This window comes from Streptomyces sp. NPDC048278 (assembly GCF_040652195.1).
Taxonomy (GTDB): domain Bacteria; phylum Actinomycetota; class Actinomycetes; order Streptomycetales; family Streptomycetaceae; genus Streptomyces.
Genome location: NZ_JBEZLP010000015.1, coordinates 91,169 through 116,418 on the forward strand (window position 1 = coordinate 91,169; position 25,250 = coordinate 116,418).

Sequence of the window (25,250 nt, forward strand, 5' to 3'; positions counted from 1 at the left end):
AGATCGCTATCTCCGCGCGTAGACCTTGCGGGTGCGTAAGCTGAGCGCCATGGCGAAGTGGACCCCCCAGCACGAGGCACCGGAGCCCCTTGAGGGCCCTGTCGTCCCGACGATCATCGGCGGCACGATCATCTGGTTCGTCCTCTTCCTGGCCCAGCTCCCCTTCTACGGGTGGTACGCCGACCACGGCCACACCTGGTGGATCTGGACCTGCCTGGCCGGCGGCGGCCTCGGCCTGATCGGCGTGTACTACGTCAAGCGCCGGGACGCGGCGATCAAGGCGCACCGGGCGGCGGCCGGGTAGGGACCGGCCGGTCCACGGGTGCGGGTGCGTCGTGCCCGGTCGCGCAGTTCCCCGCGCCCCTTACGGGGCGGAGAGTGGACCCACCCTCTTGGGGGCGCGGGGAACTGCGCGACCAACCCCCACCGGCCCACAGCCGACAGGTGGGCAAGAAGTCGCGGCGTCTACAACCTGCGCACGAGTTCGGTCCTCCCCTGGTCGGATCTTCCGGGCACTCGGCAGGTGAACGCGCAAATCCGCACGTACCGTCGAATGCATGCAGCACATCGACGCGGGCGCCGAGCTCGACCCTGTGCATCCCGTACCGCTGCCGGCGCCCGTGCGGCCGACCGGCCTGACAGCCGCCGAGGTCGCACAGCGGATCGCGCGCGGCGAGGTGAACGACGTACCGGTGCGCAGCAGCCGCTCGTTCGGCGAGATCGTGCGCGCGAACGTCTTCACCCGGTTCAACGCGATCATCGGCGTGCTGTGGCTGATCATGCTGGTCGTGGCGCCGATCCAGGACAGCCTGTTCGGCTTCGTGATCCTCGCCAACACGGGCATCGGCATCGTGCAGGAGTGGCGGGCGAAGAAGACCCTGGACTCGCTCGCGGTGATAGGCGAGTCACGGCCGACGGTGCGCCGGGACGGGGCCGCCGTCGAAGTGAGCACGAGCGAGATCGTGCTCGGCGACCTGATCGAGATCGGGCCCGGCGACAAGATCGTCGTCGACGGGGTGTGCGCCGAGGCCGACGGCCTGGAGATCGACGAGTCGCTGCTCACCGGCGAGGCCGACCCGGTCGTCAAACGCCGCGGCGACCAGGTGATGTCGGGCTCCTTCGTGGTGGCCGGCGGCGGCGCCTTCGCGGCGACGAAGGTCGGCCGGGAGGCGTACGCGGCCCAGCTCGCCGAGGAGGCGTCCAGGTTCACGCTCGTCCACTCCGAGCTGCGCTCCGGTATCTCGACCATCCTCAAGTACGTGACCTGGATGATGGTCCCGGCCGCGATCGGCCTGGTCATCACCCAGCTCGTCGTGAAGAACGACGGCCTCAAGGACGCCGTCGCCCGCACGGTCGGCGGCATCGTCCCGATGGTCCCCGAGGGGCTCGTGCTCCTCACCTCCGTCGCCTTCGCGATCGGCGTGATCCGGCTGGGCCGCCAGCAGTGCCTGGTCCAGGAGCTCCCCGCGATCGAGGGCCTCGCCCGGATCGACACCGTCTGCCTCGACAAGACCGGCACCCTCACCGAGGGCGGCATGGACGTCACCGAGCTGCGGGCGCTGGACGGGGTCGACGAGACGTACGTACGCAAGGTGCTGGGCTCGCTCGGCGAGTCCGACCCGCGCCCCAACGCCTCCCTCCAGGCGATCATCGACGCCTACCCGGACAGCGAGGACTGGCGGTGCGTGGAGTCGCTGCCCTTCTCCTCCGCCCGCAAGTACAGCGGGGCGACCTTCAGCGAGGGCGACGGCGAGCTGAGCACCTGGCTGCTGGGGGCGCCGGACGTGCTCCTCGGCGCCGACGACCCGGCACTGGCCGAAACCGTACGCCTCAACGAGCAGGGACTGCGGGTGCTGCTGCTCGCCCGCGCCGGCCGGGACCTCGACGACCCGGAGGTGGCCCAAGGCGCCGACGCCACCGCGCTGGTGGTCCTGGAGCAGCGGCTCCGCCCGGACGCCGCCGACACCCTCCGCTACTTCGCCGACCAGGACGTCCGCGCCAAGGTCATCTCCGGCGACAACGCGGTCTCGGTGGGCGCGGTGGCCGCCAAGCTCGGCCTCAGCGGTACGACGGTGGACGCGCGCCGGCTGCCGGCCGAGCGGGACGGGATGGCCGAGGCCCTGGACGCCGGCACCGTCTTCGGACGGGTCACCCCGCAGCAGAAGCGGGACATGGTCGGGGCGTTGCAGTCGCGCGGGCACACGGTCGCGATGACCGGCGACGGCGTGAACGACGTACTCGCCCTCAAGGACGCCGACATCGGGGTCTCGATGGGCTCGGGCTCGGAGGCGACCCGGGCGGTGGCCCAGATCGTGCTGCTCAACAACAGCTTCGCCACGCTGCCCTCGGTGGTGGCCGAGGGGCGGCGGGTGATCGGCAACATCACCCGGGTCGCCACGCTGTTCCTGGTCAAGACGGTGTACTCGGTGCTGCTCGCGGTGCTGGTGGTCTGCTGGCAGGTCGAGTACCCGTTCCTGCCGAGGCACCTGACGCTCCTGTCGACCCTGACGATCGGCATCCCGGCCTTCTTCCTCGCCCTGGCGCCGAACAGGGAACGGGCCCAGCCGCACTTCGTCCGGCGGGTGATGCGGTACTCGATCCCGGGGGGCGTGGTGGCCGGCGTCGCGACCTTCGTGATGTACCTGATCGCCCGCCACTACTACACGGGGCCGGGGTCCCTGGACGCCGAGACCAGTGCGGCGACGCTCACGCTGTTCCTGATCTCGATGTGGGTGCTGGCGATCATCGCGCGGCCGTACACCTGGTGGCGTGTCGCCCTGGTGGCGTCGATGGGCGTGGCCTTCGTGTTCGTGCTCGCCGTGCCGGCGCTGCAGAGCTTCTTCGCGTTGAAGCTGGTGGGGGTGGTCATGCCGTGGACTGCCGTCGGCGTGGCCGTGGTGGGGTCGGCTCTGCTGGAGTTTCTCTGGAAGTGGGTGGAGCGTCGCTATCCGGTGTGATGCGGTCCGTGGGAACTGCGCGGGCCCGGTGGGGGCTGGTCGCGCAGTTCCCCGCGCCCCTTACGGGGCGCGCTCACTACTGCACGTCGACGTAGTCGCCCGTGGCGCTGACCGCCGGGCTTGTGGTGGAGCCCGCGAAGGAGTAGCGGTAGTAGCCGTCGACCGTCGCGGTGGTCGTCGTCTTCAGGGCGCCCGTGGAGGAGGCCTTGACGGTCTTCAGGGTGGTGTAGGCGGTGGAGCTCTTCTTGCGGAACTGGAGCTTGACCGACTGGCTGCCGTAGGCGCCGTACTTGTGGGTGTCCCAGTTGGCGCGGGTCAGGGAGCCGGTGACCGTGACGGTCTTGCCCTTCTTGACCGGCTCGGGGGTGGCGTTGACCGTCAGCTTCGTGGCGCGCAGGACCTTGGTGGTGCCCAGGCTCCCGACCCACTTCGAGCCGCCTTCGCCGATGGCGACCGCGCCGACGCTCCAGGAGCCCGCCTCGGAGTTGGTCAGATCCTCGTCCCCGTTGACCGTGAAGACCAGGGCGGCCTTGCAGTTGAGGACGGTGGTGGAGGCGGCGGTGCAGGTGCCCGGCTCGTCGGAGACGAACAGGTCGCTCGGCTTCGTGATCGAGGTACCCCGGTAGATGGCCGGGCCGGTGGCGAAGTCGCTCGCCTTCAGGCTCGCCGCGTGCGTCACGGTGTACGTGACGGAGAAGGACGCCTTGGTCGTGCCGACGACCATGCTGCTGCCCTTGTTGACCTTCATGTTGGAGAAGGTGACGTCCGGCGCGCTGCCGGCGGCGTGCGCGGCCGGGGCGACGAACGCGGAGAGGGCCAGGGCGCCGGAGACGGCGGCCACAGTGGCACGAATGCGCATGGATTCCCCAGTGGGAACAGTGGGCGCGAGGCCCAAGTGATCTAGGGAGTCTGTTGACTCGGGTGATCAGATCCACGAGGGGTGAGCGAGGTTGTACGTGTGAGACGTAATCCGGTCAGATTTTGTTTCTTTTACGACCGGATTACGTCCCCTTGGGGTTACTCCCGGTGCCGCTACTTCACGTCGACGTAGTCACCCGTCGCGTTGACCGCCGGGGTCGTGGCGGTGCCGACGAAGGAGAAGCGGTAGTAGCCGTCCACCGTCGCCTTGGTCGTCGTCTTCAGGGTGCCGGTCGAGGACGACTTGATGCCCTTGACGTTGGTGTAGGTGGTGCTGCCCTTCTTGCGGAACTGCAGCCGCACGGACTGGCCGGCGTAGCCGTGGTACTTGCCGTCGTCCCAGTTGGCCCGGGACAGCTTGCCGGTGACCGTGAGGGTCTTGCCCTTCTTCACCGGCTCCGGGGCGGCGTTCACCGTCAGCTTCGACAGGCGCTGGAGCCTGGTGGTGGCCAGGTTGTCCTGCTCGGTGTAGCCGATCTTGCTCCAGTCGTCGCCGGTCGGGTCCTGGCCGTTGAGGGCGATGGCGAAGCCGAACGCCTTCCAGGTGGTGGCGTCGGCGTTGGAGAGCTGCTCGTCCGCGAAGACGTCGATGGTGCCCTTGCAGTTGGCGGTGGTGGTCGAGGTGTCCGTGCAGGTCGCCCAGTCCACGCCGAAGAGCTCGTTCGAGGGGTCCTCGGGAGAGCCGCGGTAGATCTCGACGTCCATCAGGAAGTCGTCGGCGTGGATGTCGACGTCCGCCCCGTGCGTCACCGTGTACGTGACCGGGAACGTCCCGTGGGTGGTGGTGCCCGCGACGAGCGGCTTGCCCTTGTTGACCGTCACGGCGGAGAAGGTCAGGTCCAGCGGGTAGGGGTCGCCGGCGTCGGCCGCGGTCGACGCGGTGTACGCCGAGCGGCCGGCGGTGGCCTGGTGCTCCTGGACGAGCTTCGCCAGGCCGGCCGGGCTGTACGAGGACGAGGTGCCGCCGGCGGCCAGTGCGGTCGGCACGGCGAGGGCGGAGAGGGCCAGGGCGCCGGAGACGGCGGCCACGGTGACGCGCATACGCATGTGCTTCCTCGGAGGTAAGAGGTGGGAAAGAGGAGGCGTGGGGGGTGGGGATGACGAGCGGTGCCCGGAGGGCGGGAGGAGCGCGGGGCCCGCGGGCCGTCGGCTACTTCACGTCGGCTACTTCACGTCGACGAAGTCGCCCGTGGCGCTGACCGCGCCCGTGGTCCCGTTGCCCGCGAAGACGTAGCGGTAGTAGCCGTCCACGGTCGCCTTGGTCGTCGTCTTCAGGGCGCCCGCCGAGGTGGCCTTGACGGTCTTCAGCGTGGTGTAGGTGCTGGAACTCTTCTTGCGGAACTGCAGCTGCACCGACTGGCTGCCGTACGCCGAGTACTTCAGCGACTCCCAGTTGGCGCGGGTCAGGCTGCCGGTGACCGTGAGGGTCTTGCCCTTCTTGACCGGCTCGGGCGTGGCGTTGACCGTCAGCTTGGCGGCGCGCTGGAACTTGAAGGAGCCCGCCTTCTCGACCCAGACGAAGTCCCCGTCCTTCGCGTCGATCCACGCGTCGACGTACCAGGTACCGGCGCTCGCGTTGCTGAGGTAGTCGACCTTCGGGTCGATCTTCACGGTGCCGGTGCACGTCGAGGTGGTCGAACTGGCGGCCACGCAGGTCGGCTTGGACGTGGTGAAGAAGCCGTAGTCCGGTCCCGACAGCGAGAAGTTGTCGGCGCTCTCGATACCGGAGCCGTCCTTGGCCGTCACCGCGACCTTGACCGTCACCGCGCCGGACGTGCCCACGACCACCTTGTTGTCGCCGTCGACGACGACCTTGGTGATCGTGGTGTCACCGGATCCCCCGTCGGCCTGGGCCACCGGCACCGCGACCGCGCAGAGGGCCAGGGCGCCCGTGAGGGACGCTCCGAAGACTCGTGTACGCATGGGTTCCCCACGTTGAGTTGATCAGCGAGTCTTGCTGACTCGCTGATCAGACTCCGGGGACGGGGGGACGGTTGTACGAATCTTTAAACTTGTGTGCGATCCGTGAAGCTCAGTCGAACCAGCGGTCCCGGGCCAGCTCCTCCGTCCGGGACGGGTCCTCCAGGAGGGCCGCCACCTCGAAGCGGCGCGGCCACTGGCCCGCGGCCCAGGCGAGACCGGCGGCCACCCCTTCCAGGGTCGCGGCGTGCAGGACGCCGTCCCCGGTGAGGCGCCAGTCGATCTCGACGCCGTCGACGACCAGTTCCTCGTGCTCGACGTACGTCCGCGGGGTGCGCGGGCCGAGCAGGACGTGCACCGGATCCGGGACGTCGTGCTCCGTGCCCTCCGAGTCGACCGATCCCGTCACCGACTCGCTCAGCCGCCGCACCTGGAACAGGTCGGCCAGCTCGGCGGCCCGGGACGGCCGTACGGGCAGCAGCGGGACACCGGCCGTGAACGGCAGCAGGTCGGGCGAGTCGACGACCACCGCGTCCGCCGCGTCCACGACCTCCACCCGGCCGTCGATCACCGCCCGCACCTCGTCGGGGAGGGTCACCTGCTCGGGGTCCAGGTCCGCCAGCGCGCCGTACAGCGCGTGCAGCTGGGCGCCGGTGACGGAACGGTCCGGGTCGGCGAGGCGGTCGAGCAGCTCGGCGGCGCCGCCGGGCTCGTCGAGCAGGGCGGCCACCGAGGTCCGTACGCCCAGCGCCCGCAGCACCTGCTCGTCCTCGAAGCCGGTCGCGTCGGCCTCCTCGTACAGGCCGCGCAGCAGCGGGTCGCCGCCTGCCGCCAGCAGGCCGGCCGGGCGGCGGCCGTCGAGGACCGGGTGCCCGCGCAGCCACCACGCGGTGTACGGCCGTACGACCTCGTGGGTGCCGTCGGGCAGCAGGATGCGGACCGGCTGGGTGAGGGCGTCGCGCAGCGGCGGCCGGGCGAGCAGGGCGAGGGCCTCGGGCCAGTGGTCCTCGTCGACGAGGTCGAGGTCGCGGACGGCGATCAGCTCGGTGGCGACCGGCGGGACGGGGGTGTCCGGGAAGCGGTCGAGGATGTCCTCGCACCAGACGTCGACGGCGTCGAGCAGGCCCGCGTCGTCGGGTTCGGCGAAGTCGCCCTCGCGGGGCTCCAGTTCGTCCGGGTCCAGGACGACGTCGGTGGCGCGGACGAGCGCGAAGTCCGCGAGCACCCCGCAGGCGGCCAGCGGCCCCTCGCCCCACTTCTCGGCCAACTCGGCGTCCACGGACGCCAGTTCGTCCTGCCTGATGACGCGGGCGAAGGCGCTGCCGGGGAAGACCAGTTCACCGGCCGGGGCCGGCTCGCCGTCCTCGTCGGGGAGCGCCAGCGCGCCCAGCCAGGGCTCGTCGCCGGGCTCGAGTCCGGCGTCCCGGACCAGCGCCAGCACGGTCTCGGCCAGCTCCTCGGCGTCCGGCGCGTCCTCCTCCCAGTTCACTCCGCCCTCGTCGTCCAGCGAGGCCGCCACCGCGGCCCGCACCTGCGGGGTGGTGAGGACCGCGCGGGGACTCGCGGGCAGGGCGCCGAGCTTCTCCAGGAGCGGGTGGGCGGCGTCCTGGTGGGCGACCTTGAGACCGAGCCGCGTGAGCACCTCGGGGTCGATGGCGGTCTCGTCGGGGGTGGGGAGCAGAACCTGCCGGGGACCGATGGTGGTCCTCCCGTCAGCCAGCGGCACCGGCAGGCCGGAGAGCCGTTCCGGGTCGACGCCCGCGAGGCTGTCGTAGAGCCGCCACCACCAGTCCGGGTCCTTCTCCAGACCCGCCAGGCGGTCGACGGCGTCGGCCAGCGGCAGCCGGGCCACGGACAACGTCCGCAGTTCCACACGGCGTTCGAGACCGGCGGGCAGGAGGGTGGGCAGCACCTCGGCGAGGACGCGGACGGTCTCCGCGCCCGCGCCCTCCACGATCTCGGCGTCGCGGGGCCGCAGTGCCTCCGGAAGGCCGGGGTCCTCGGCGTCGTCCGGGCCGTGGAGGCCGTCGGGCTCGATGGCGGGCGGCAGGAACGCGGTGCGCGGCAGCCGGTCCAGGACCGCCTGCCGCAGCGCGCCGTCCAGTTCGCCCTTGCCGAGCGGGCCGGGCACCAGGTGGATGATGCCCTCCCCCACCGGCCGCCAGTCGGCGAGGAGTTCGGCGTACGCGTCGGCCGCGCGCTGCACCAGGAAGTCGGTGAGCGGGCCGGGGGCGGCGTGCCGGCGGGTGGTGTCGAGGGGGAAGGAGGCGATGAGCAGGGCGGGCACGCCGAGCGGCTCGTCGCTGGGGGTCGGGGCGTGTACGACGGCGGCGGTGCGCGGCCGGTCGGGGGCGCCCTCGCCGTCCGTGGGCACGGCCCAGGTCAGCGACCAGTGCGGTCGCAGCCGCTCCTCGACGGGCCGGCCGGCGAGCAGGTCGGGGGTGAGCGGTCCGTGCGCGGAGACGGTACGCCAGCGGGTCGTGCCCTCCTGCGAGTCCGCCACGACGGTGAGCGCGCCGTCGGTGCTGCGGCGCAGGGTGCGGGTGGTGTCGGCGTTCTCGACCACGACCTCCTCCAGCCCGGGAAGGGCGAGGAGCAGGGCGTCGTCCACGGCGGCGAGGAGGCGCTCGGCGAGGTCGGCGGCAGCGGTGTCCCGCAGGGGCAGGATCACGACGGTGTCGTACGGGTCGGGGGCGGTGCCCTCGGCGGCGAACGGGAGCCGGAGCAGGGGGACATGGCCGTCGCGGCGGCGGATCTCGTCGCCGAGGCCGGAGCTCTGGGCCGCGGTCTCCTCGGCCAGCTCCCGGGCCTCCGCGAGGGACCAGCGGACCCCGCCGTGCCGCCCCACGACCGCGGGTTCGTCGGTCACGGCCAGTACGGCGGCGAACCCGACGCCGAACCGCCCGACCGCCCCCTCGCTGTCCCCCCGCTTCGCGGAGGCGCGCAGGGTGGAGAGGGACTCGGCGCCGGCCGCGTCCAGCGGGGCGCCGGTGTTGGCGGCGAACAGGACGCCGTCGCGGAGGGTGAGCCGGAGCCGTCCGGGCACCCCGGCGCGGGCAGCCGCGTCGGCCGCGTTCTGTGCGAGCTCCACGACGAGCCGGTCCCGGTACCCGCCGAGGACCAGGTCCTCCTCGGCGTTGGCGTCCTCACGGAACCGGGCGGGGCTGGTGGCCCATGCGTCGAGGACACCGCGGCGCAGGCGGGCGGTGCCGAAGGGATCGGCACCCTCGGCGGCGGGCCGCACGAACTTGCTCACGTTCACTCTCCAAGTCGACGTGAGGACGAAGGTACCGCGCGCCGGGGCTCCGTCCGCCCGCCCGGCTCACCCGGCGGAGAATCGCAAGCGCGGCTGCCCAAGCCGTTCCAGGGCCCGGCTGCCCCAGGTCCGGCTGCCCCAGGTCCGGCCGCCTCGGGTCCGGCCACCTCGGGTCCGGCCGCCTCGGGTCCGGCTGCCGGGGCGCGGGTGACGCGGCCCGGCTGGACAGACCCCGGCCCTTTGGCCGACGAGGTGTCGGACCGCTACGAGTGGCCCAGCTCCGCCGACGTCTCGTCCTCCGTCGTCGGTACCGAACCGGAGTCGGAGGCGGGGCGGAGGGGGAAGGGGTCGACCCTGGTCTCGTCGACGACCGGCGGGGCCGGCTGGGGGGGCTTCGGCATGACGGCGGCCTCGGAGTGGCCGCCGCAGCCGTAGGAGAGGGAGACGATCCGGCCGTCGGCCGGGGAGAACTCGTTGGCGCAGACGCCGAAGGCCTGGCCGAGGGAGCCGCCGATGGGGCTGAGGAAGCCGCAGCTCACGCAGGTCGCGGGGGCCGCCTGGGCCATGGGGGTCGTGGCGCCGTACGCCTCCTCCCAGCGGTCGGCGGCGATGTGCAGGCCGTAGCGGGACAGGACCCGGGCGCGCCGCATGCCGAGTTCCTCGGCGACCGAGGCGATCGTGCCGCGGGAGGGAACCGTGGGGAGGTGTGCGGGGGTGCCCGCGGTGACGTCGGCGTCCTCCGCCTCCGCCAGCTCCTCCATCTCCTCCGAGATCGGGGAGTTCGGCTCCGGTCCGTCCTCGCCGGTGTAGCCGGGCTCCAGGCGGAGGTCCTCGGCCTCGGTGGGCAGCAGGTCGCCGGGGCCCATGTCGCCGGGGCGCAGCCGCTCGCTCCACGGCACCCACTCGGGGGCGAGGAGGGCGTCGGGGCCGGGGAGGAGGACCACCTCGTCCAGGGTGACGACCTTGGCGCGGGAGGCGCGGGCCACGGTCACCGCCCAGCGCCAGCCGCGGTATCCCAGTTCCTTGCACTCGAAGAAGTGCGTGACCACGCGATCGCCCTCGGCCACCGCGCCGGCGTGCTCGCCGACCACCCCTGGTGCGGCGGCCTCCTCGGCTGCTCCACGGGCGAGGTCGACGGCCTCGGCGCACAGACGGTCGGGGGTGCGGCTTCGCGTTGTCGCTGCGCTCACAGGTATCGCTTCTCTCCTACGCCGTCTCACGAGTGCGGTTGCCTCCGGCGGTGGGGCGGACGGAGCGGACCTGTGGGCCGCATCGACGTCCGCGTCCGATCGCGCTCGGGCGCACCTATGCCATCCATTCTGCTTTATGGCTGAGATACGCACGCTACCCCGTCGTCGGTGGATGGGGACAGTCCGGCGTGCGAGCGGGGAGGAGGAGAGCCGACGGGGGTGGGGTGCGGGCCGGTTTCGAGGCGGGGTGAGGGTGGGCGCAAGAGGGGGGGTGGCTCTGAAGGCGAGGGGCTGGTTTTTTTGGGGTGGTGGCGGGTTGTGGGTCGGGTGCGGGTGGGTGGGGGCTGGGCGCGCAGTTCCCCGCGCCCCTTACGGGGCTCCTCAGCCGCGGGCAGGCGTGCCGCAGGGCGGCACGGGTGGGCGCGGCGGCACCCGGCGAGCGCCGGCGAGCGCCGGTGAGCGTCCCCACCCCACGGCCCCACCCCCGGCCCCCCGCGACTCGCTTGGCCCAAAGTGCACTAGGGGCTGCACTCTCAGGGCACTATGAAGCACGTGGCAACCGCGAGGTCACCCCAACGGGCTGTAGGGGTCGGTAGCGGTGCGGGCCGGATGCGCGGTGCCGTCCGCTCGGTCGGGCGTGCCCTGCACCTTCCGGTGACCGGTACCGCCCGCTCCATCCGCAAGGCCACCCACGCGCACGGCGCCGGCGAGTCCGGGCTGGGGAAGCTGATCGAGCTGCACGCGGTCAACGGCGCGGGGGACGTGATGATCACCGTCGCGCTCGCCTCCACCGTGTTCTTCTCCGTGCCCACCGACGAGGCCCGTGGCCGCGTCGCGCTCTACCTCGCCATCACGATGGCGCCCTTCACCGTCCTCGCCCCCGTCATCGGCCCCCTCCTCGACCGGCTGCCGCACGGCCGCCGCGCCGCGATGGCCGGCGCGATGCTCGCCCGGGCGCTGCTCGCGCTCATCATCGCGGGCGCGGTGGCCGGCGGCGGCCTGGAGCTGTACCCGGCCGCGCTCGGGGTGCTGGTCGCGTCGAAGGCGTACGGCGTGGTGCGCAGTGCCGTCGTGCCCAGACTCCTGCCACCCCGGTTCTCGCTGGTGAAGGCCAACTCGCGGGTCACCCTGGCCGGGCTGCTCGCCACCGGGGTCGCCGCCCCGGTCGGAGCCGGGCTGCACGCGATCGGCGACCCGTGGCCGCTCTACGGCGCCTTCGTGATCTTCGTGGCGGGAACCTTTCTCTCCTTCTCGCTGCCGCCGAAGGTCGACTCCGCCAAGGGCGAGGACGTGGCGCTGCTCGCCGCCGACGAGGAGCATCTGCACGGCCCGCTGCGGCAGGGGGCGAAGCGGCCGGGGCTGCGGACGGTCGGGCCGGCCGTCACCCACGCCCTCGGCGCCAACGCCGCCCTGCGCTGCCTCTCCGGCTTCCTGATCTTCTTCCTGGCGTTCCTGCTCCGCGAGCACCCGCTGACCGGTGAGAGCGCCGCCGTGTCGCTCGGGGTAGTCGGGGTCGCGGCGGGCGTCGGCAACGCGCTCGGCACGGCGGTGGGGTCCTGGCTGCGCTCCCGGGCGCCGGAGATCATCATCGTGGGGGCGGTGGCCCTGGTACTGGGCACGGCGATCGTCGCGGCGCTGTTCTTCGGCGCCTTCCTGGTGGCGGTGCTGGCGGCGATGGCCGGTTTCGGGCAGGCGCTGGCCAAGCTCTCCCTGGACGCGCTGATCCAGCGGGACGTGCCGGAACTGGTGCGCACGTCCGCGTTCGCCCGCTCGGAGACGCTGCTCCAGGTGGCCTGGGTGTTCGGCGGTGCGGTGGGCATCGTGATGCCGCTGAACGGCACCCTGGGGCTTGTGGTGGCCGCCGCGATCGTGGCGGTCGGCTGGCTGGCGACCCTGCGTGGCCTGCTCGGCTCCGCCCGGCACGGCACCCGTACGCGCCCGCGAGTGGCGTAACGAACCGGGCACGCCGTACCCCACATGGGGAGACGGCCCGGAGCGCCCGATAGCCTTCGGCCATGACCACGCTGCACTCCCGCTCGCGACGCCGCCGCGTCGTCGCCGCCGCCGGCGCCGTTTCCGCCGGACTGCTCGTCCTGTCTGCCTGTGACAAGCCGACGCCGATCGCCACGGTCACCGTCGGCACGAACTCGGTCAACTCCGAGGCCACCTGCTACAACGACGGCAAGGCCCTGGACACCGCGTCCCTCACGAAGTGCCTGAAGGACACCGGGATCAAGTCCATCAAGGTGGACCCGGACGACACCGTCCGCTTCGGCGTCGACCCGAAGATCGCGGACAACGGCTGGACGATCCTGATGAACGGTCAGGCGCTCACCGACTCCAGCACCAAGACCTACCGCACCATCCCGGGCAGCGTGTTCTTCAACGCCCAGTACGGCGCCTCCGGCAACTCGACGCTCGTCTCCATCAAGGAGGGCGACAAGTCGGTGCTGGGCCTGTGGTCCTTCAAGCTCAAGAAGGACGCCTGACCACGTCCGCCGCGCGGATCCTCGTGGTCACCGCGGTCCCGGCCGAACGGGACGCGGTGGCCCGGGCGTTCCCCGACGGTACGGCGGAGGAGGTACGGCTGCCGGGCCAGGTCCCGCTGCTGCGCGCCGCCGGCGGGTACGGCCTGCTCGCCGCCGGGGTCGGTCCGGCCCTCGCCGCCGCCGGCACCGCGACCGCCCTCACCGCCGCCGCCCTCGACGGCCGCCCCTACGCGCTGGTCGTCTCCGCCGGGATCGCCGGCGGTTTCCAGCCGGAGGCCCCGGTCGGCTCCCTGGTCGTCGCCGACGAGATCACCGCGGCCGACCTGGGCGCCGAGACGGCCGACGGATTCCTGCCGGTCACCGAACTGGGCTTCGGAACCGTCAGCCACCGTCCACAAAATTCACTCGTCCGAGTGATGGCGCAGGCCACCGGGGCCCGCCCCGGAGCGGTACTCACCGTCTCCACGGTGACCGGCACCGCCGCCCGCGCCGCCGCGCTGCGGACCCGGCACCCGGGCGCCCTCGCCGAGGCCATGGAGGGCTTCGGCGTCGCCGAGGCGGCCGTCGCCCACGGCGTGCCCGTGCTGGAGCTGCGCGCGGTCTCCAACCCCGTCGGCCCCCGCGACCGTGCCGCCTGGCGCATCGGCGACGCCCTGGCCGCCCTGACCGAGGCCTTCGGGAAGCTCGTGCCCGCCCTGGAGAGTTGGAACCCACATGACCACCGCTGACTCCTTGCGCATCGCGTACTCGCCCTGCCCGAACGACACCTTCGTCTTCGACGCCCTCGCCCACGGCCGGATCCCGGACACGCCCGCGCTCGACGTGACCTTCGCGGACATCGACATCACCAACGGCATGGCCGAACGCGGCGAGTCGGACGCGCTGAAGGTGTCGTACGCCGTGCTGCCGTACGTCCTCGACGAGTACGCGCTGCTGCCCTGCGGGGGCGCGCTGGGGCGGGGCTGCGGGCCGCTGGTGCTGACGCGGGAGGCTGGGGCCGACCTGACCGGCCGTACCGTCGCCGTACCGAGCGAGAAGTCGACCGCGTACCTGCTGTTCCGGCTCTGGGCCGCGGACACGCTGACGGACGGCGGCGTGGGCGAGATCGTCGTCATGCCCTTCCACGAGATCATGCCGGCCGTACGGGACGGGAAGGTCGACGCGGGGCTGGTCATCCACGAGGCGCGCTTCACGTACCAGAACTACGGCCTGCACAAGCTCGCCGACATGGGCGAGCACTGGGAGAGCACGACGGGCCTGCCGATCCCGCTCGGCGCGATCATCGCGAAGCGCTCGCTGGGCGCCGAGGCGCTCACCCGGCTCGCCGGCTCGATCCGCGCCTCGGTCCACGCGGCCTGGGACGATCCCGAGGTCTCCCGGCCGTACGTCATGGCGCACGCCCAGGAGATGGACCCGGCCGTCGCCGACCAGCACATCGGGCTCTACGTCAACGAGTTCACCTCGGAACTCGGCGAGGACGGTTACGCGGCGGTGCGCGGACTGCTCACCCGCGCGGCTGCCGAGGGACTCGTCCCGCCCCTCGGCCCGCACGCACTCGATTTCCCCTGAAAAAACGCACGGGACTTACCCGCTTCCGAGAGGCATATGCCGCTTGCGCGGTCACGCGACTACCCGGCTACACGTCCAGCTGGTCCGCGACCGCGCGCAGCAGCCCGGCGATCTTCGATCCGGCGGCCTTGTCCGGGTAACGGCCGCGTTCCAGCATCGGCGTGATGTTTTCGAGCAGGGTCGTCAGGTCCTGCACGATCGAGGCCAGCTCGTCCGGCTTCTTCCGCTGGGCGGCGGCGACCGACGGGGTGGGGTCGAGCAGGACCACGGACAGCGCCTGGTCACCGCGCTGACCGGCGACGACGCCGAACTCCACGCGCTGGCCCGGCTTGAGTGCGTCGACCCCGTCGGGGAGAACCGAGGAATGGACGAAGACGTCACCGCCGTCGTCGCGGGAGAGAAAGCCGAAGCCCTTCTCGCTGTTGAACCACTTGACCTTGCCGGTAGGCACGTCTGTCCTCGTCCTCGTATCTCGTCGGAAACTGCTCGGAAAACTTCTGAATGCAACAGCTCTGGAACGGGCCTTGATAGCACTCGGGCGGGTCGACCACGACCCGCCGGTACCAAGGCTAATGGTCTTCGGGCGCGTGACAAGACGTCGCCCGGTTGTTCCTTCGGGCAGGGAACTACCCTGGTCGAGTGCGTGACAAAACCCAAGCGAATTCCGCCGGGCCCGGTGACCGACTGGTCCGCGCCGGAGCCGTGGTCTTCTTCATCGGTACGGTGGCCACACTCGTCACCGTGATACCGCTGTTCCTCGGTGCGAAGCCTTTTCCGACGTACATGTACCTGCTGAGCATGCTCATGGGCGTCGGCTTCCTGGTCGCCGCCGCCGGAGTGCTCCAGTCGGTCGCGGCCGGACGCCGTCAGGCGCGGGAGGCGTCCTCCCGGTAGCCGGCCAGCCAGGCGGGCAGCTCGGTGAGGTCGGCGAGCACCACGTCGGCGCCGGCCGCACGCAGCTCCTCCGCGTCGCAGGGCCCGGTGGCCACCGCCACCGACAGGGCTCCCGCCTTGCGCGCCCCGCGTACGTCTCCGACGTGGTCGCCGACGTACGCGCCGGCGGCGTGCTCGCGCAGCGCCACCGCCTTCTGCTCGGCCCACAGGTCGCCGACGACCGCGTCCGGGACTATGCCGAGGTGGCGGAGGTGCAGTTTCGCGTTGGGCTCGTACTTCGCGGTGACCACCACGCTCTTCCCGCCGGCCTCCCGCACCGCCGCGATCGCCTCCCGCGCGCCCGGCATGGCGGGCGTCGCCGCGATGGCGATCTCCGGGTACATCGCCCGGTACAGATCACCGACCTCCGCGATCCGCTCGGCCGGGAACCAGTGCACCAACTCCTCGGCGAGCGGCGGCCCCAGCCGGGTCACCGCCAGATCGGCATCGATGTACGTCCCGGTCCGCTCGGCGAGCGCCACGTAGGTGGCGTGGATGCCGGGCCGGGAATCGATGAGCGTCATGTCGAGATCGAACCCGACGGTGCCGAGGGGGAGGGGGCGAGGAGTCATACGGGCCATTTTGCAGGGTGGGGGGTGCCGGGTGGAGGGTGCCGTGGGTGGGGGCTGGGGTGGGGGTGGGGACGCTCACCGGCGCTGGCCGGGTGCCGCCGCGCCCACCCGTGCCGCCCTGCGGCACGCCTGCCCGCAGCTGAGTAGCCCCGCAAGGGGCGCGGGGAACTGCGCGACCAGCCCCCACCGGCCCGCGGTGGAGCGGCTGCCCGCGGCTATGTCTTTGTCTTTCAGGGGCGCGGGGAACTGCGCGGGCGCCCCGCCCCCTACCGCGTTCTCTGGGACCGCCAGACCACAAAGACGGCCGAGGCCAGCGCAGCGCCCCGTACGACCCACGGCCAGGTCTCCCCCACCGCACCGCTCATCTGCCCCTGGGCGATCGGCGCGCCCCAGCGCCCCGCGCTGCGGCCCCACAGCCACACCAGGCCGGCCGCGACGGACAGCCCCGGTACCCACATCACCGCCAGCTTCGTCTCCGCCGGGGTGAGCCGCCGGGAGCCGTAGGCGATGGCCCAGCCGAGGACGAGCGCGAACCAGTTGCCGAGGACCGCACCGACCACGAGCGCGGCGGCGGCCAGCAGGAGGAGCGGGTTGCTCCAGCCGACGGCCGCAGGGCGGAAGCGGCGGCGTCCGGACGGAGCGGCCTCCTCCACCACAGGGGGCGCCTCCGGCTTGCCCGGCTCCTCCTCCGCCGGCTCCGGCTTCCGCAGCCGCGGCCTGCTGAGCAGCTCCGGGATCTCCACCCCGCCGACGAACCCCGGCACCCCGTCGCCGTCCCCGAACGGGCTGCTGTCCACCCGCCACCAGTCCGGCGGCGGCGCCTCCGCACCGTCCGGCTCGGCGGGCCGGGGACGCGGCACGACGCGCCGCAGGTCCTCGGCCGGTACCGAGGGCTCCCCGTCCCGTTGGACGGGGACCGTGCCCGACGGCGGCTGCGGCGCCCCGGCCGCCGGCGTACCGCCCGCCGCCTCGACGACCGCGTCGGGCGTGCCCAGCCGGTCCAGGATGCGCCGTACCGCGGCCGGGCTGTCGACGGTCGCCTTCGCCCGCTGCCGGTCGATGTCGTTGCGCAGCCCGGAGACCAGCCGCATCCGCTCGGCCGACGACAACTGGCGCTGGTGCGCGATGTCCCCGACGCGGCTCAGATACTCGTAGACGACCTGGTCGCTCTCGATACCCACGAAGTCCCCTCCGGGGCCGGTGCGTTGTCTTGGCTTTACCGTCTTGGCTTACCCCGTCGGAACGACGGTAGCGCAGGCCACGGCTCATGTCGGCCTGCACACCAGCGGGTAACGGGTCTCGGAGCAAGGCCGGTTCCCGTACTCGCGCAGGATGTCCTTGCCGCCCTGGTCGGTGAGGTAGCGCAGGAAGGCGGCGGCGAGGGAGCCGGCGGGCGGTTCGCCGTAGGTGTAGGCGTACTCGGTCTGCCAGTACGGGTACGTGCCCTGCTCGACGCCTTCGAGGGTGGGGGGCATGCCGCCGACGTCCAGCTTGACGAGGTTGCCCGCCGGCACGCTGCTGACCTCGCTGTAGCCGAGGCCGCCGGGGTCGGCGCTCACGGCGTCCAGCAGGCTGTCGGTGGTGTTGACCTCGCAGACGCCGTACTTGTCCGTGCCGAGCGCCGCGCAGTCGTTGACGTCGGCCTCCGGGACCGACCTGCCCGCGAGGACCCGCTGTTCGAGGGCGTTGCGGGTGCCGGAGCCGCGGTGGCGGTTGACGAGGTGGACGGGGACGTCGTGGCCGCCGACCTGGGACCAGTTCCTGACCTTGCCCGCGTAGATGTCGCGGATCTGCCGGAGGGAGAGGTTGTGGACATCGGCGGCGTCGTTCACGACGAGGCTGAACAGGGAGTAGACGACCGGCCGGGGCAGCAGCTGGGCGTGGTTGCCCTCGGCCGGGCCGTCGGTGAAGGTGATGTGGTCGCCGAGCCCCTCGTCGCCCTTGATCCCGGCGGCCTTGCCGGCCTGCTGGAGCGTGGTGAGGCCGTCGGTGCTGCTCTGGAAGGTGCCGTCGTCGACGGGGATGTCCGCCTTCTTGGCCGCGCACAGCTTCGTGTACTGCCTGGCCGCCGCCGTCACCGCGGGCGCGAACGCGGTCGAGCCCGACAGGTGCAGGGTGCCGCCGACGCAGTCCAGCGGGGCGGGCTTGGCGGGGAAGAACAGGGTGAGGCTCGCCTGGACGAGGACCGCCGCCGCCAGCAGGGCCAGACCGCCCACGGCCGGCCGGGAGGCGAAGGTGTGGCTCTCGGTGTGGGCCAGCTTGAGCCGGGCCAGCCAGCGGACCCAGGCGAAGGAGTGGTCCATGCCCCCGGTCACCGCGGCCTGGAACTCCGGCGGCGGGAAGGGCGCGTGCTCGCTGCCGCCGCGCCGCTCCAGGACGGCCAGGATCTTGTAGTGGGCGCCGGGGTTCAGCGTCACCTTGGGCAGCCGGATGACGCCGACGCCGTCCTCCCAGTCCTTCCCGAAGCCGTCGGTCTCCTGGGTCCTGCCCTCGCGGGTGGTGACGAAGAAGTGCCGGAGGGTGGGCTGGCTGAGTTCGGTCACCGCCATGCCGACGACCCGGCGGTCCCGGAACAGCACCCGGATGCCGGTCTTGTCGTCGGGCGGGGTCAGGTAGTCGCCGGGGACGATCTCCCGCCAGCCGGCGTTCTCGATCCGCACCAGCACGAACGACGGTTCCACCAGCTCGTGGCCGTCGTCCCGCATCCGCGCCAGCACGTCGGCGCTCGGCGCGTGCGCGGTGTCCGTGGCCAGGGTGTCCATCTGGAGGCGGTAGCCGAGCCGTTTTCGGCGGATGACGACGAACTCCCAGAAGAACGCCAGCACCGGGATCACGACGCTGAAGATCGCGACGACGTTGTTGAAGTTGAGTTCGACGCCGAGCGTTCGCACGACCGCATCCCCCGAATCGTCGTGTCCCACCGCGTTGTTGACTTCGCGCGGTTGCCAGGGAGCCCAGGGTGACGACCGGGTGCCGAGTGTTGCCAGAGGTGCCGTGATCCTCCCGCTGAAATTCATTCGCCGGACATCTCCGCAACGTTCCGTTCGCCCGGTGGCTGCCCCTTACACAGGAACGGCCTCGGGGCAGGTGATCCCGGTGTCCGCCCCGCACCCGCTACCGTGGGTCGGATGAGCAACCCGGCCACCCCGCCGCGTTCCCTCGCGGAGGCGCTTCGGGCCAGGGACGACGCCTCCCTGGCCGCACTGCTGCGTGCCCGCCCCGACCTCATCACCCCCGTCCCCACCGACCTGACCCAGCTGGCCACCCGGGCCGGCACCCGCGCCTCGGTGCTGCGCGCGCTGGAACGCCTTGACCGCTTCGCCCTGCAGAGCGCGGAGGCGCTGGCGGTGGCCGGCGACCCGGCGTCGTACCAGGAGCTGCTCGGCCTGATGGCCGGGGACGGCGGGGACCCGGCGGTCGCCGCCGAGCTGCCGCGGGCCGTCGCCGCGCTCCGCGACCAGGCGCTGGTGTGGGGCGACGACGACCGGCTGCGGCTGGTGCGGACCGCGCGCGAGGTGCTCGCCCCGTCCCCGCAGCACCCGTCGCCGACCGGTCTCGGCCCGAGCGTGCGGGAGGCCACCTCGGGGATGTCGCCGGGTCGGATCCAGGAGATCGTGGCCGCCGCCGGGCTGCCCTCCACGCACGACTCGGTCTCCGCGGTGGACGCGCTCACCAAGCTGTTCGGGCACCGCAAGAAGATGGCGAAACTGCTCGCCGCGGCGCCCGCCGAGTCCCGCGAGGTCCTCTCCCGGCTGGTCTGGGGGCCGCCGTACGGGCAGATCGCCCCCGAGCCGGCCGCCCACCTGCGCTGGCTCCTCGACCGCGGCCTGCTGCTGCCGACCGCGCCCGGCACCGTGGTGCTGCCCCGCGAGGTCGCCCTGCACCTGCGCGAGGGCCGCGCCCACCGCGAACCGGAGCCCGTGCCGCCCGCCGTCGAGCCCGCCGCCGCCCACCGTCCACAGGTTGTGGACGCGACCGCGGCCGGGCAGGCGTACACCACCCTCGCGACCGTCGAGGAGCTGCTGAAGGACTGGGACGAGGGCGGTCCCGCGGTGCTGCGGGCCGGCGGTCTGAGCGTCCGGGACCTCAAGCGGACGGCCGTCGCCCTGGACCTGCCCGAGCCGGTCGCCGCCTTCTGGGTCGAGCTGGCCTACGCGGCCGGGCTGCTCGCCTCCGACGGCGAGGCCGACGAACGCTTCGCGGCCACCCCCGCCTACGACGAGTGGCTGGAACGGCCGCCCGCCGAACGCTGGGCCCGGCTCGCCGAGGCCTGGCTGACCGCGACCCGCACCTCCGGCCTGGTCGGCGGCCGGGACGCCAAGGACCGCGCCCTGTCCGCGCTCGGCCCCGGCCTCGACCGCTCCGCCGCGCCCGAGGTACGGCACCGGGTGCTGACCCTCCTCGCCGGGCTCCCGGAGGGCACCTCACCGACCGCCGACTCGGTGCTGGCCCGGCTGCGCTGGGAACGCCCGCTGCGCGGCCCCCAGCAGCGCGGCGACGACCTGCGCACCCGGCTGGCCCGCTGGACCCTGTCCGAGGCCGAGCTGCTGGGCGTGACGGGACGCGGGGCGCTGTCGGCGCACGGCCGCGCGCTGCTCGGTGCACCGGCCGCCGGGAAGACACCCGAGAAGGCGGCCGAGCAGGCGGCGGAACCGTCCGGTCCGGGCGACAAGCTCCCGGTGCACCGGCACCACCTCGCCCCCGCCCTCGAACCCCTCTCCCCGCCCGAGCAGGCCGTCGCCACCGCCACCGCGGGCCGGCTGCTCACCCCGCTGCTGCCCGAGCCCCTCGACCACGTCCTGCTCCAGGCCGACCTGACCGCGGTCGCCCCGGGCCCGCTGCGCCGCCCGCTCGCCGACGCGCTGGGGGTCCTCGCCGACGTCGAGTCGAAGGGCGGCGCCACGGTCTACCGCTTCACGCCCGCGTCCGTCCGGCGCGCACTGGACGCCGGCCAGACCGCCGCCGACCTGCACGCCTTCCTCACCACCCACTCCCGCACGCCGGTGCCGCAGCCACTCGCGTACCTGATCGACGACGTGGCCCGCAGGCACGGGCACCTGCGGGTGGGCGCGGCCTCGGCGTACGTCCGCTGCGACGACGACACCGTCCTCAACGAGATCATGGCCGACAAGCGGGCGTCGGGTCTGCGTCTGCGCCGGCTGGCCCCGACGGTGCTCGCCACCCAGGCCGACCCGGCGGCGCTCCTGGAGGGCCTGCGCGCGATGGGGTACGCGCCGGCCGCCGAGTCCGCCGAGGGCGACGTGCTGATCACCCGTGCCCACGCGCACCGCACCCCGCCGCGCACGGCGCCCGAGCCGGTGCCGGACGGGCCGCCGCCGCCGGACTCCACGCTCCTCGCGGCGGCGATCCGGGCGATCCGGGCGGGCGACCTCGCGGCCACCGCCCCGCGCAAGGCGGGCGGCGCGGCCGTCAAGGGCGGGGAGCTCCCGCGCACCACCGCCGCGGAGACGCTCGCCACGATGCAGGCCGCCGTCCTCACCGGCGACACGCTCTGGATCGGCTACGTCAACGCCGAGGGCACCGCCAGCCAGCGGGTCATCGCCCCGATCCGCGTGGAGGGCGGCTTCGTCACGGCGTACGACCACACGGCGGACGAGGTCCGCACCTATCCCTTGCACCGGGTGACGGGCGTGGCCGAGCTCGCGGAGGACTGAAACGCTCCGCTGGAAACGCCACGATGTGCCGTCGTTCGGCTACCGCACCGTCGTGGCTGGTCGCGCAGTTCCCCGCGCCCCTTTCGGGGCGCTTCAGTTCGGGGTGCTTCTGCCTGGCGCTGTCAGCAGTCCCGTACCGGTGCCTCGGCCGGGAGGCCGAAGTGGGTGCGGGCTGCGGTCTGGAGGCCGGTGGACGTCATTCCCTTGTCGAGGTGGGACGCCGCGTAGTGGCTGAAGTGGTGTTCCTCCCATTCGGCGCTGTCGTCCTCCGGCGCCTGTTCCTCGGAGACGACGCGATAGCCACTGTCGGACGGGGCCCTCTCCAGCCGCACCACCTCCGGTATCTCCGCACCGGTGCACAGCACCAGGGCACCCGCGCGCTCCCCGTACTCCTCGCACAGCGTGTTGACGCCGGCGCGCACCCGGCCCCCGCTCTCCTCCAGGTCCAGCACCTCCGCCCGGCAGAACCACCGCGACCTGAGAGCAGGCTCGCTCTCCCCGGCCCCGGTCCCTGCGGACTGTGTCACCAGCCGCGCCTCGATCGCGGGACGCACCTGGGCCCACAGCCCGGCGTCCACCGCGCTCGACCCGCGTGCCCACACACCGGCCGCCACCAGTATCGCCATGGCCCCCGCGCCGGTACCCCAGATGCGTACGGACGTCACCCCAGCCTCCCCACCGAGTCGCGGTCGTCCGCGTCTCCCTCGGACATGACATCCGAAACGGGCCCAAGGTTGCACAGGACGATCAGATGGCCACTGAAGCCGGTCACGGGCGGTGCGCGTTCCGCCGAACGGCGAAGGTGTTCGCTCGGACATGAGGCACACTGGAACTTTGGTCCGTGACGACGGCCGCCATGGCGATGGCCACACGGGCCGAAGGGAAAGGGTGCCGCGCGTGAATGGTCCTCTGATCGTCCAGTCCGACAAGACCCTGCTCCTGGAAGTCGACCACGAGCGGGCCGACGACTGCCGTCGGGCGATCGCGCCCTTCGCCGAGCTGGAGCGGGCGCCGGAGCACATCCACACCTACCGGGTGACCCCGCTGGGGCTGTGGAACGCGCGGGCGGCCGGGCACGACGCCGAGCAGGTCGTGGACGCGCTGGTCGAGTACAGCCGCTACCCGGTGCCGCACGCCCTGCTGGTCGACATCGCCGAGACGATGGACCGGTACGGGCGGCTGACGCTCTCCAAGCACCCGGCGCACGGGCTGGTGCTCACCACCACCGACCGGCCGGTCCTGGAGGAGATCCTGCGCTCCAAGCGGATCATCCCGCTGGTCGGCGCCCGGATCGACCCGGACACCGTCGCCGTGCACCCCTCCGAGCGCGGGCAGATCAAGCAGACCCTGCTGAAGCTGGGCTGGCCCGCCGAGGACCTCGCCGGGTACGTGGACGGCGAGGCGCACCCGATCGAGCTCGCCGAGGACGGCTGGGCGCTGCGGCCGTACCAGAAGCAGGCCGTGGAGAACTTCTGGCACGGCGGCAGCGGTGTCGTGGTGCTGCCCTGCGGGGCCGGGAAGACGCTGGTCGGGGCCGGGTCCATGGCGCAGGCCAAGTCGACGACCCTGATCCTCGTCACCAACACCGTCTCCGCGCGGCAGTGGAAGCACGAGCTGGTGAAGCGGACCAGTCTCACCGAGGACGAGATCGGCGAGTACAGCGGGACGCGGAAGGAGATCCGGCCCGTCACCATCGCCACCTACCAGGTGCTCACCACCCGGCGGAAGGGCGTCTACCCGCACCTGGAGCTCTTCGACTCCCGGGACTGGGGTCTGATCGTCTACGACGAGGTCCATCTGCTGCCGGCTCCCGTCTTCAAGTTCACCGCCGACCTCCAGGCGCGCCGGCGGCTGGGGCTGACGGCCACCCTCGTGCGCGAGGACGGCCGGGAATCGGACGTGTTCTCCCTGATCGGGCCCAAGCGCTTCGACGCTCCGTGGAAGGAGATCGAGGCGCAGGGCTACATCGCACCCGCCGACTGCGTGGAGGTGCGGGTGAACCTGACGGACTCGGAGCGGCTGGCCTACGCCACCGCCGAGACCGAGGAGAAGTACCGCTTCTGTGCGACCACCGCGACCAAGCGGAAGGTCACGGAGGCGATCGTGAAGCGCTTCGCGGGTCAGCAGATCCTCGTCATCGGCCAGTACATCGACCAGCTCGACGAACTCGGCGAGCACCTGAACGCCCCCGTCATCAAGGGCGAGACCTCCAACGCCCAGCGCGAGAAGCTCTTCGACGCCTTCCGCGAGGGCGAGATCAGCGTGCTCGTCGTCTCGAAGGTCGCCAACTTCTCCATCGACCTGCCGGAGGCGACGGTCGCCATCCAGGTCTCGGGCACCTTCGGGTCCCGCCAGGAGGAGGCACAGCGGCTGGGGCGGGTGCTGCGCCCCAAGGCCGACGGCCACCAGGCCCACTTCTACTCGGTCGTCGCCCGCGACACCATCGACCAGGACTTCGCCGCCCACCGGCAGCGGTTCCTGGCGGAGCAGGGGTACGCCTACCGGATCATGGACGCGGACGAGCTGCTGGCCGAGGGCTGAGAGCCGTCCGGCAGCGCGTCCGGCAGAGCGGCGCCCGGGCTGCCCGGCGGGGTGTCGCTCCGCCGCAGCCTCCGTCCCTGCCTGCGCCGGGCCGCGACGGCGCCTGCCAGCAGCGCCGGCGCCAGCAGCGGGTACGGCGATGCGCACAGCTGCTGCCACCCCGGCAGGTGCAGGTCACGGTCGCCCGCGTGGGGCACCAGCCACATCGTGCGGGCCGTGAAGACCAGCGCCGCCGTGGCCGCGAGGAGGGTCCGGCCCTCGGCCAGCAGGACCGCCAGCAGCGGTACGCACCACACCCAGTGGTGGGACCAGCTGATCGGGCAGACCAGCAGGGCCGTGAACGCGGTGAGCAGGACGCCCCAGCTCTCGGAGCCGTGCACACGGTGCGCGCGGGTGGCCAGCCACAGGCCCGTCGCCGCCACCACCGCCGCCGGGACCGCCCAGGCCAGGCCCGGTGCCGCCGTGCCCGTGGCCCGCGCCACCAGGCCCTGGAGCGACTGGTTGTCGACGATCCAGGCCTTGCCGACCCGGCCGGTCTCGAACAGGCGCCGCGTCCAGAAGTCCACGGTCGCCGCCGGGAGGAGCAGGGCGCCGAACAGGGCCGTACCGGCGAAGGACGCCGTCGCGGTGGCCGCCTCCTTTCTGCGCGCGGTGAGGAACAGGTAGGCGATGAAGATCGCCGGGGTGAGCTTGACGCCCGCCGCGATGCCCAGGGCCAGGCCCTTGGCACGGGCGCCGGGCGGACGGGTGAGGTCCCACAGGACCAGGCCGGTGACCGCCAGGTTGACCTGGCCGAACAGGAGGGTCTGGAAGACCGGCTCCAGCCAGAGCGCGAGTGCGGTCGCCGCGCACAGCAGCGGAAGGGGTGCCGTGCGGCCGGCCAGGCGGGCGGAGAGGGCGACGACCCAGGCGAGCAGGAGCGCGTTGCCCGCGAGGAACAGGGCCTTCAGGGCCGGGACCGGGATCACTGTCGTCGGGACGAACAGGACCGCCGCGAAGGGCGGATACGTCGCCGGCAGCCGCCACTCGGTGACCGTGAAGCCGTACAGGTCACCGCCGTGGACCACGGCCTCGCCCTCGGCCCGGTAGACCAGCAGGTCGGCCATCGGGGCGCGGAGCAGGATGCAGAGGGCGGCGAAGGAGCAGAGGGAGACCGTCAGTAAGGAGAGGGACAGAAGCAGGGGGCGGGAGGCGGGCGGGGCAGGGGGTGACGTCACCGTCCGGTTCGGC

The 25,250-nt window shown here is 72.7% G+C and carries 20 protein-coding genes; 9 read left to right on the forward strand and 11 right to left on the reverse strand.

Going from position 1 to position 25,250, the window contains the following annotated elements:
- Nucleotides 1-49 precede the first annotated feature (49 nt).
- Both AB0D74_RS25765 and AB0D74_RS25770 read left to right on the forward strand, forming a co-directional pair.
- A complete protein-coding gene (locus tag AB0D74_RS25765; RefSeq protein WP_362591447.1) occupies nt 50-304 on the forward strand; it encodes a DUF2530 domain-containing protein in 255 nt (84 codons plus the stop codon).
- A 253-nt stretch (nt 305-557) separates the two neighbouring features.
- A complete protein-coding gene (locus tag AB0D74_RS25770; RefSeq protein ID WP_362591450.1) occupies nt 558-2,957 on the forward strand; it encodes a cation-translocating P-type ATPase in 2,400 nt (799 codons plus the stop codon).
- A 76-nt stretch (nt 2,958-3,033) separates the two neighbouring features.
- Here the strand turns inward: AB0D74_RS25770 and AB0D74_RS25775 are convergent, their stop codons facing one another.
- The 5 genes from AB0D74_RS25775 to AB0D74_RS25795 form a co-directional block, all read right to left on the reverse strand.
- The gene (locus tag AB0D74_RS25775) at nt 3,034-3,816 is read right to left on the reverse strand and encodes a hypothetical protein (protein WP_362591453.1); all 783 of its coding nucleotides are present in this window, start codon (nt 3,814-3,816) and stop codon (nt 3,034-3,036) included.
- Nucleotides 3,817-3,989: 173 nt separating this feature from the next.
- A complete protein-coding gene (locus AB0D74_RS25780; RefSeq protein ID WP_362591456.1) occupies nt 3,990-4,922 on the reverse strand; it encodes a hypothetical protein in 933 nt (310 codons plus the stop codon).
- Between the two features lie 117 nt (nt 4,923-5,039).
- Nucleotides 5,040-5,798: a calcium-binding protein gene (locus AB0D74_RS25785; protein ID WP_362591459.1), complete on the reverse strand. Its 759-nt coding sequence runs from the start codon at nt 5,796-5,798 to the stop codon at nt 5,040-5,042.
- Between the two features lie 109 nt (nt 5,799-5,907).
- The gene (locus tag AB0D74_RS25790; protein WP_362591462.1) at nt 5,908-9,051 is read right to left on the reverse strand and encodes a molecular chaperone Hsp90; all 3,144 of its coding nucleotides are present in this window, start codon (nt 9,049-9,051) and stop codon (nt 5,908-5,910) included.
- A gap of 263 nt (nt 9,052-9,314) precedes the next feature.
- Nucleotides 9,315-10,241: a DUF3027 domain-containing protein gene (locus AB0D74_RS25795; protein ID WP_362591465.1), complete on the reverse strand. Its 927-nt coding sequence runs from the start codon at nt 10,239-10,241 to the stop codon at nt 9,315-9,317.
- A gap of 609 nt (nt 10,242-10,850) precedes the next feature.
- On the opposite strand from AB0D74_RS25795, the gene AB0D74_RS25800 reads away from it, so the two are divergent.
- From AB0D74_RS25800 to AB0D74_RS25815, 4 genes are all read left to right on the forward strand, one after another.
- A complete protein-coding gene (locus AB0D74_RS25800) occupies nt 10,851-12,194 on the forward strand; it encodes an MFS transporter (RefSeq protein WP_362591468.1) in 1,344 nt (447 codons plus the stop codon).
- A gap of 62 nt (nt 12,195-12,256) precedes the next feature.
- A complete protein-coding gene (locus AB0D74_RS25805; protein WP_362591471.1) occupies nt 12,257-12,730 on the forward strand; it encodes a DUF2771 domain-containing protein in 474 nt (157 codons plus the stop codon).
- Nucleotides 12,700-13,458, forward strand: coding sequence for a futalosine hydrolase (locus AB0D74_RS25810; protein WP_362591474.1), 759 nt, complete (start codon nt 12,700-12,702; stop codon nt 13,456-13,458). Before AB0D74_RS25805 ends, AB0D74_RS25810 begins: the two co-directional genes overlap by 31 nt.
- On the forward strand, nt 13,445-14,299 hold the full coding sequence (locus AB0D74_RS25815) for a 1,4-dihydroxy-6-naphthoate synthase (protein WP_362591477.1): 855 nt from the start codon (nt 13,445-13,447) through the stop codon (nt 14,297-14,299). Before AB0D74_RS25810 ends, AB0D74_RS25815 begins: the two co-directional genes overlap by 14 nt.
- Before the next feature lie 67 nt (nt 14,300-14,366).
- Here the strand turns inward: AB0D74_RS25815 and AB0D74_RS25820 are convergent, their stop codons facing one another.
- Nucleotides 14,367-14,750: a cold-shock protein gene (locus tag AB0D74_RS25820; RefSeq protein ID WP_089101875.1), complete on the reverse strand. Its 384-nt coding sequence runs from the start codon at nt 14,748-14,750 to the stop codon at nt 14,367-14,369.
- A 188-nt stretch (nt 14,751-14,938) separates the two neighbouring features.
- On the opposite strand from AB0D74_RS25820, the gene AB0D74_RS25825 reads away from it, so the two are divergent.
- Entirely contained in the window at nt 14,939-15,193 is a 255-nt protein-coding gene (locus AB0D74_RS25825; RefSeq protein ID WP_093501502.1) for a hypothetical protein, read from the forward strand.
- On the opposite strand, the gene AB0D74_RS25830 is transcribed toward AB0D74_RS25825, so the two are convergent.
- From AB0D74_RS25830 to AB0D74_RS25840, 3 genes are all read right to left on the reverse strand, one after another.
- A complete protein-coding gene (locus tag AB0D74_RS25830; RefSeq protein WP_362591482.1) occupies nt 15,166-15,804 on the reverse strand; it encodes an HAD family hydrolase in 639 nt (212 codons plus the stop codon). The genes AB0D74_RS25825 and AB0D74_RS25830 overlap by 28 nt on opposite strands.
- Before the next feature lie 266 nt (nt 15,805-16,070).
- A complete protein-coding gene (locus AB0D74_RS25835) occupies nt 16,071-16,985 on the reverse strand; it encodes a hypothetical protein (protein WP_362591484.1) in 915 nt (304 codons plus the stop codon).
- 84 nt (nt 16,986-17,069) lie between these two features.
- Nucleotides 17,070-18,695, reverse strand: coding sequence for a substrate-binding domain-containing protein (locus AB0D74_RS25840; RefSeq protein WP_362591487.1), 1,626 nt, complete (start codon nt 18,693-18,695; stop codon nt 17,070-17,072).
- Nucleotides 18,696-18,932: 237 nt separating this feature from the next.
- Here AB0D74_RS25840 and AB0D74_RS25845 point away from each other — a divergent pair, with 237 nt between their 5' ends.
- Nucleotides 18,933-21,479 (forward strand): helicase-associated domain-containing protein, encoded by a 2,547-nt coding sequence (locus tag AB0D74_RS25845; RefSeq protein ID WP_362591490.1) that lies wholly within the window; start codon nt 18,933-18,935, stop codon nt 21,477-21,479.
- Nucleotides 21,480-21,601: 122 nt separating this feature from the next.
- Here AB0D74_RS25845 and AB0D74_RS25850 read toward each other — a convergent pair whose 3' ends face one another.
- The gene (locus AB0D74_RS25850; RefSeq protein WP_362591493.1) at nt 21,602-22,144 is read right to left on the reverse strand and encodes a hypothetical protein; all 543 of its coding nucleotides are present in this window, start codon (nt 22,142-22,144) and stop codon (nt 21,602-21,604) included.
- 232 nt (nt 22,145-22,376) lie between these two features.
- Here AB0D74_RS25850 and AB0D74_RS25855 point away from each other — a divergent pair, with 232 nt between their 5' ends.
- Nucleotides 22,377-24,020 (forward strand): DNA repair helicase XPB, encoded by a 1,644-nt coding sequence (locus AB0D74_RS25855; RefSeq protein ID WP_294001275.1) that lies wholly within the window; start codon nt 22,377-22,379, stop codon nt 24,018-24,020.
- Here the strand turns inward: AB0D74_RS25855 and AB0D74_RS25860 are convergent.
- The gene (locus AB0D74_RS25860; protein ID WP_362591772.1) at nt 23,978-25,126 is read right to left on the reverse strand and encodes a glycosyltransferase 87 family protein; all 1,149 of its coding nucleotides are present in this window, start codon (nt 25,124-25,126) and stop codon (nt 23,978-23,980) included. The two genes, AB0D74_RS25855 and AB0D74_RS25860, sit on opposite strands and share 43 nt — an antisense overlap.
- Between the last annotated feature and the right edge of the window lie 124 nt (nt 25,127-25,250).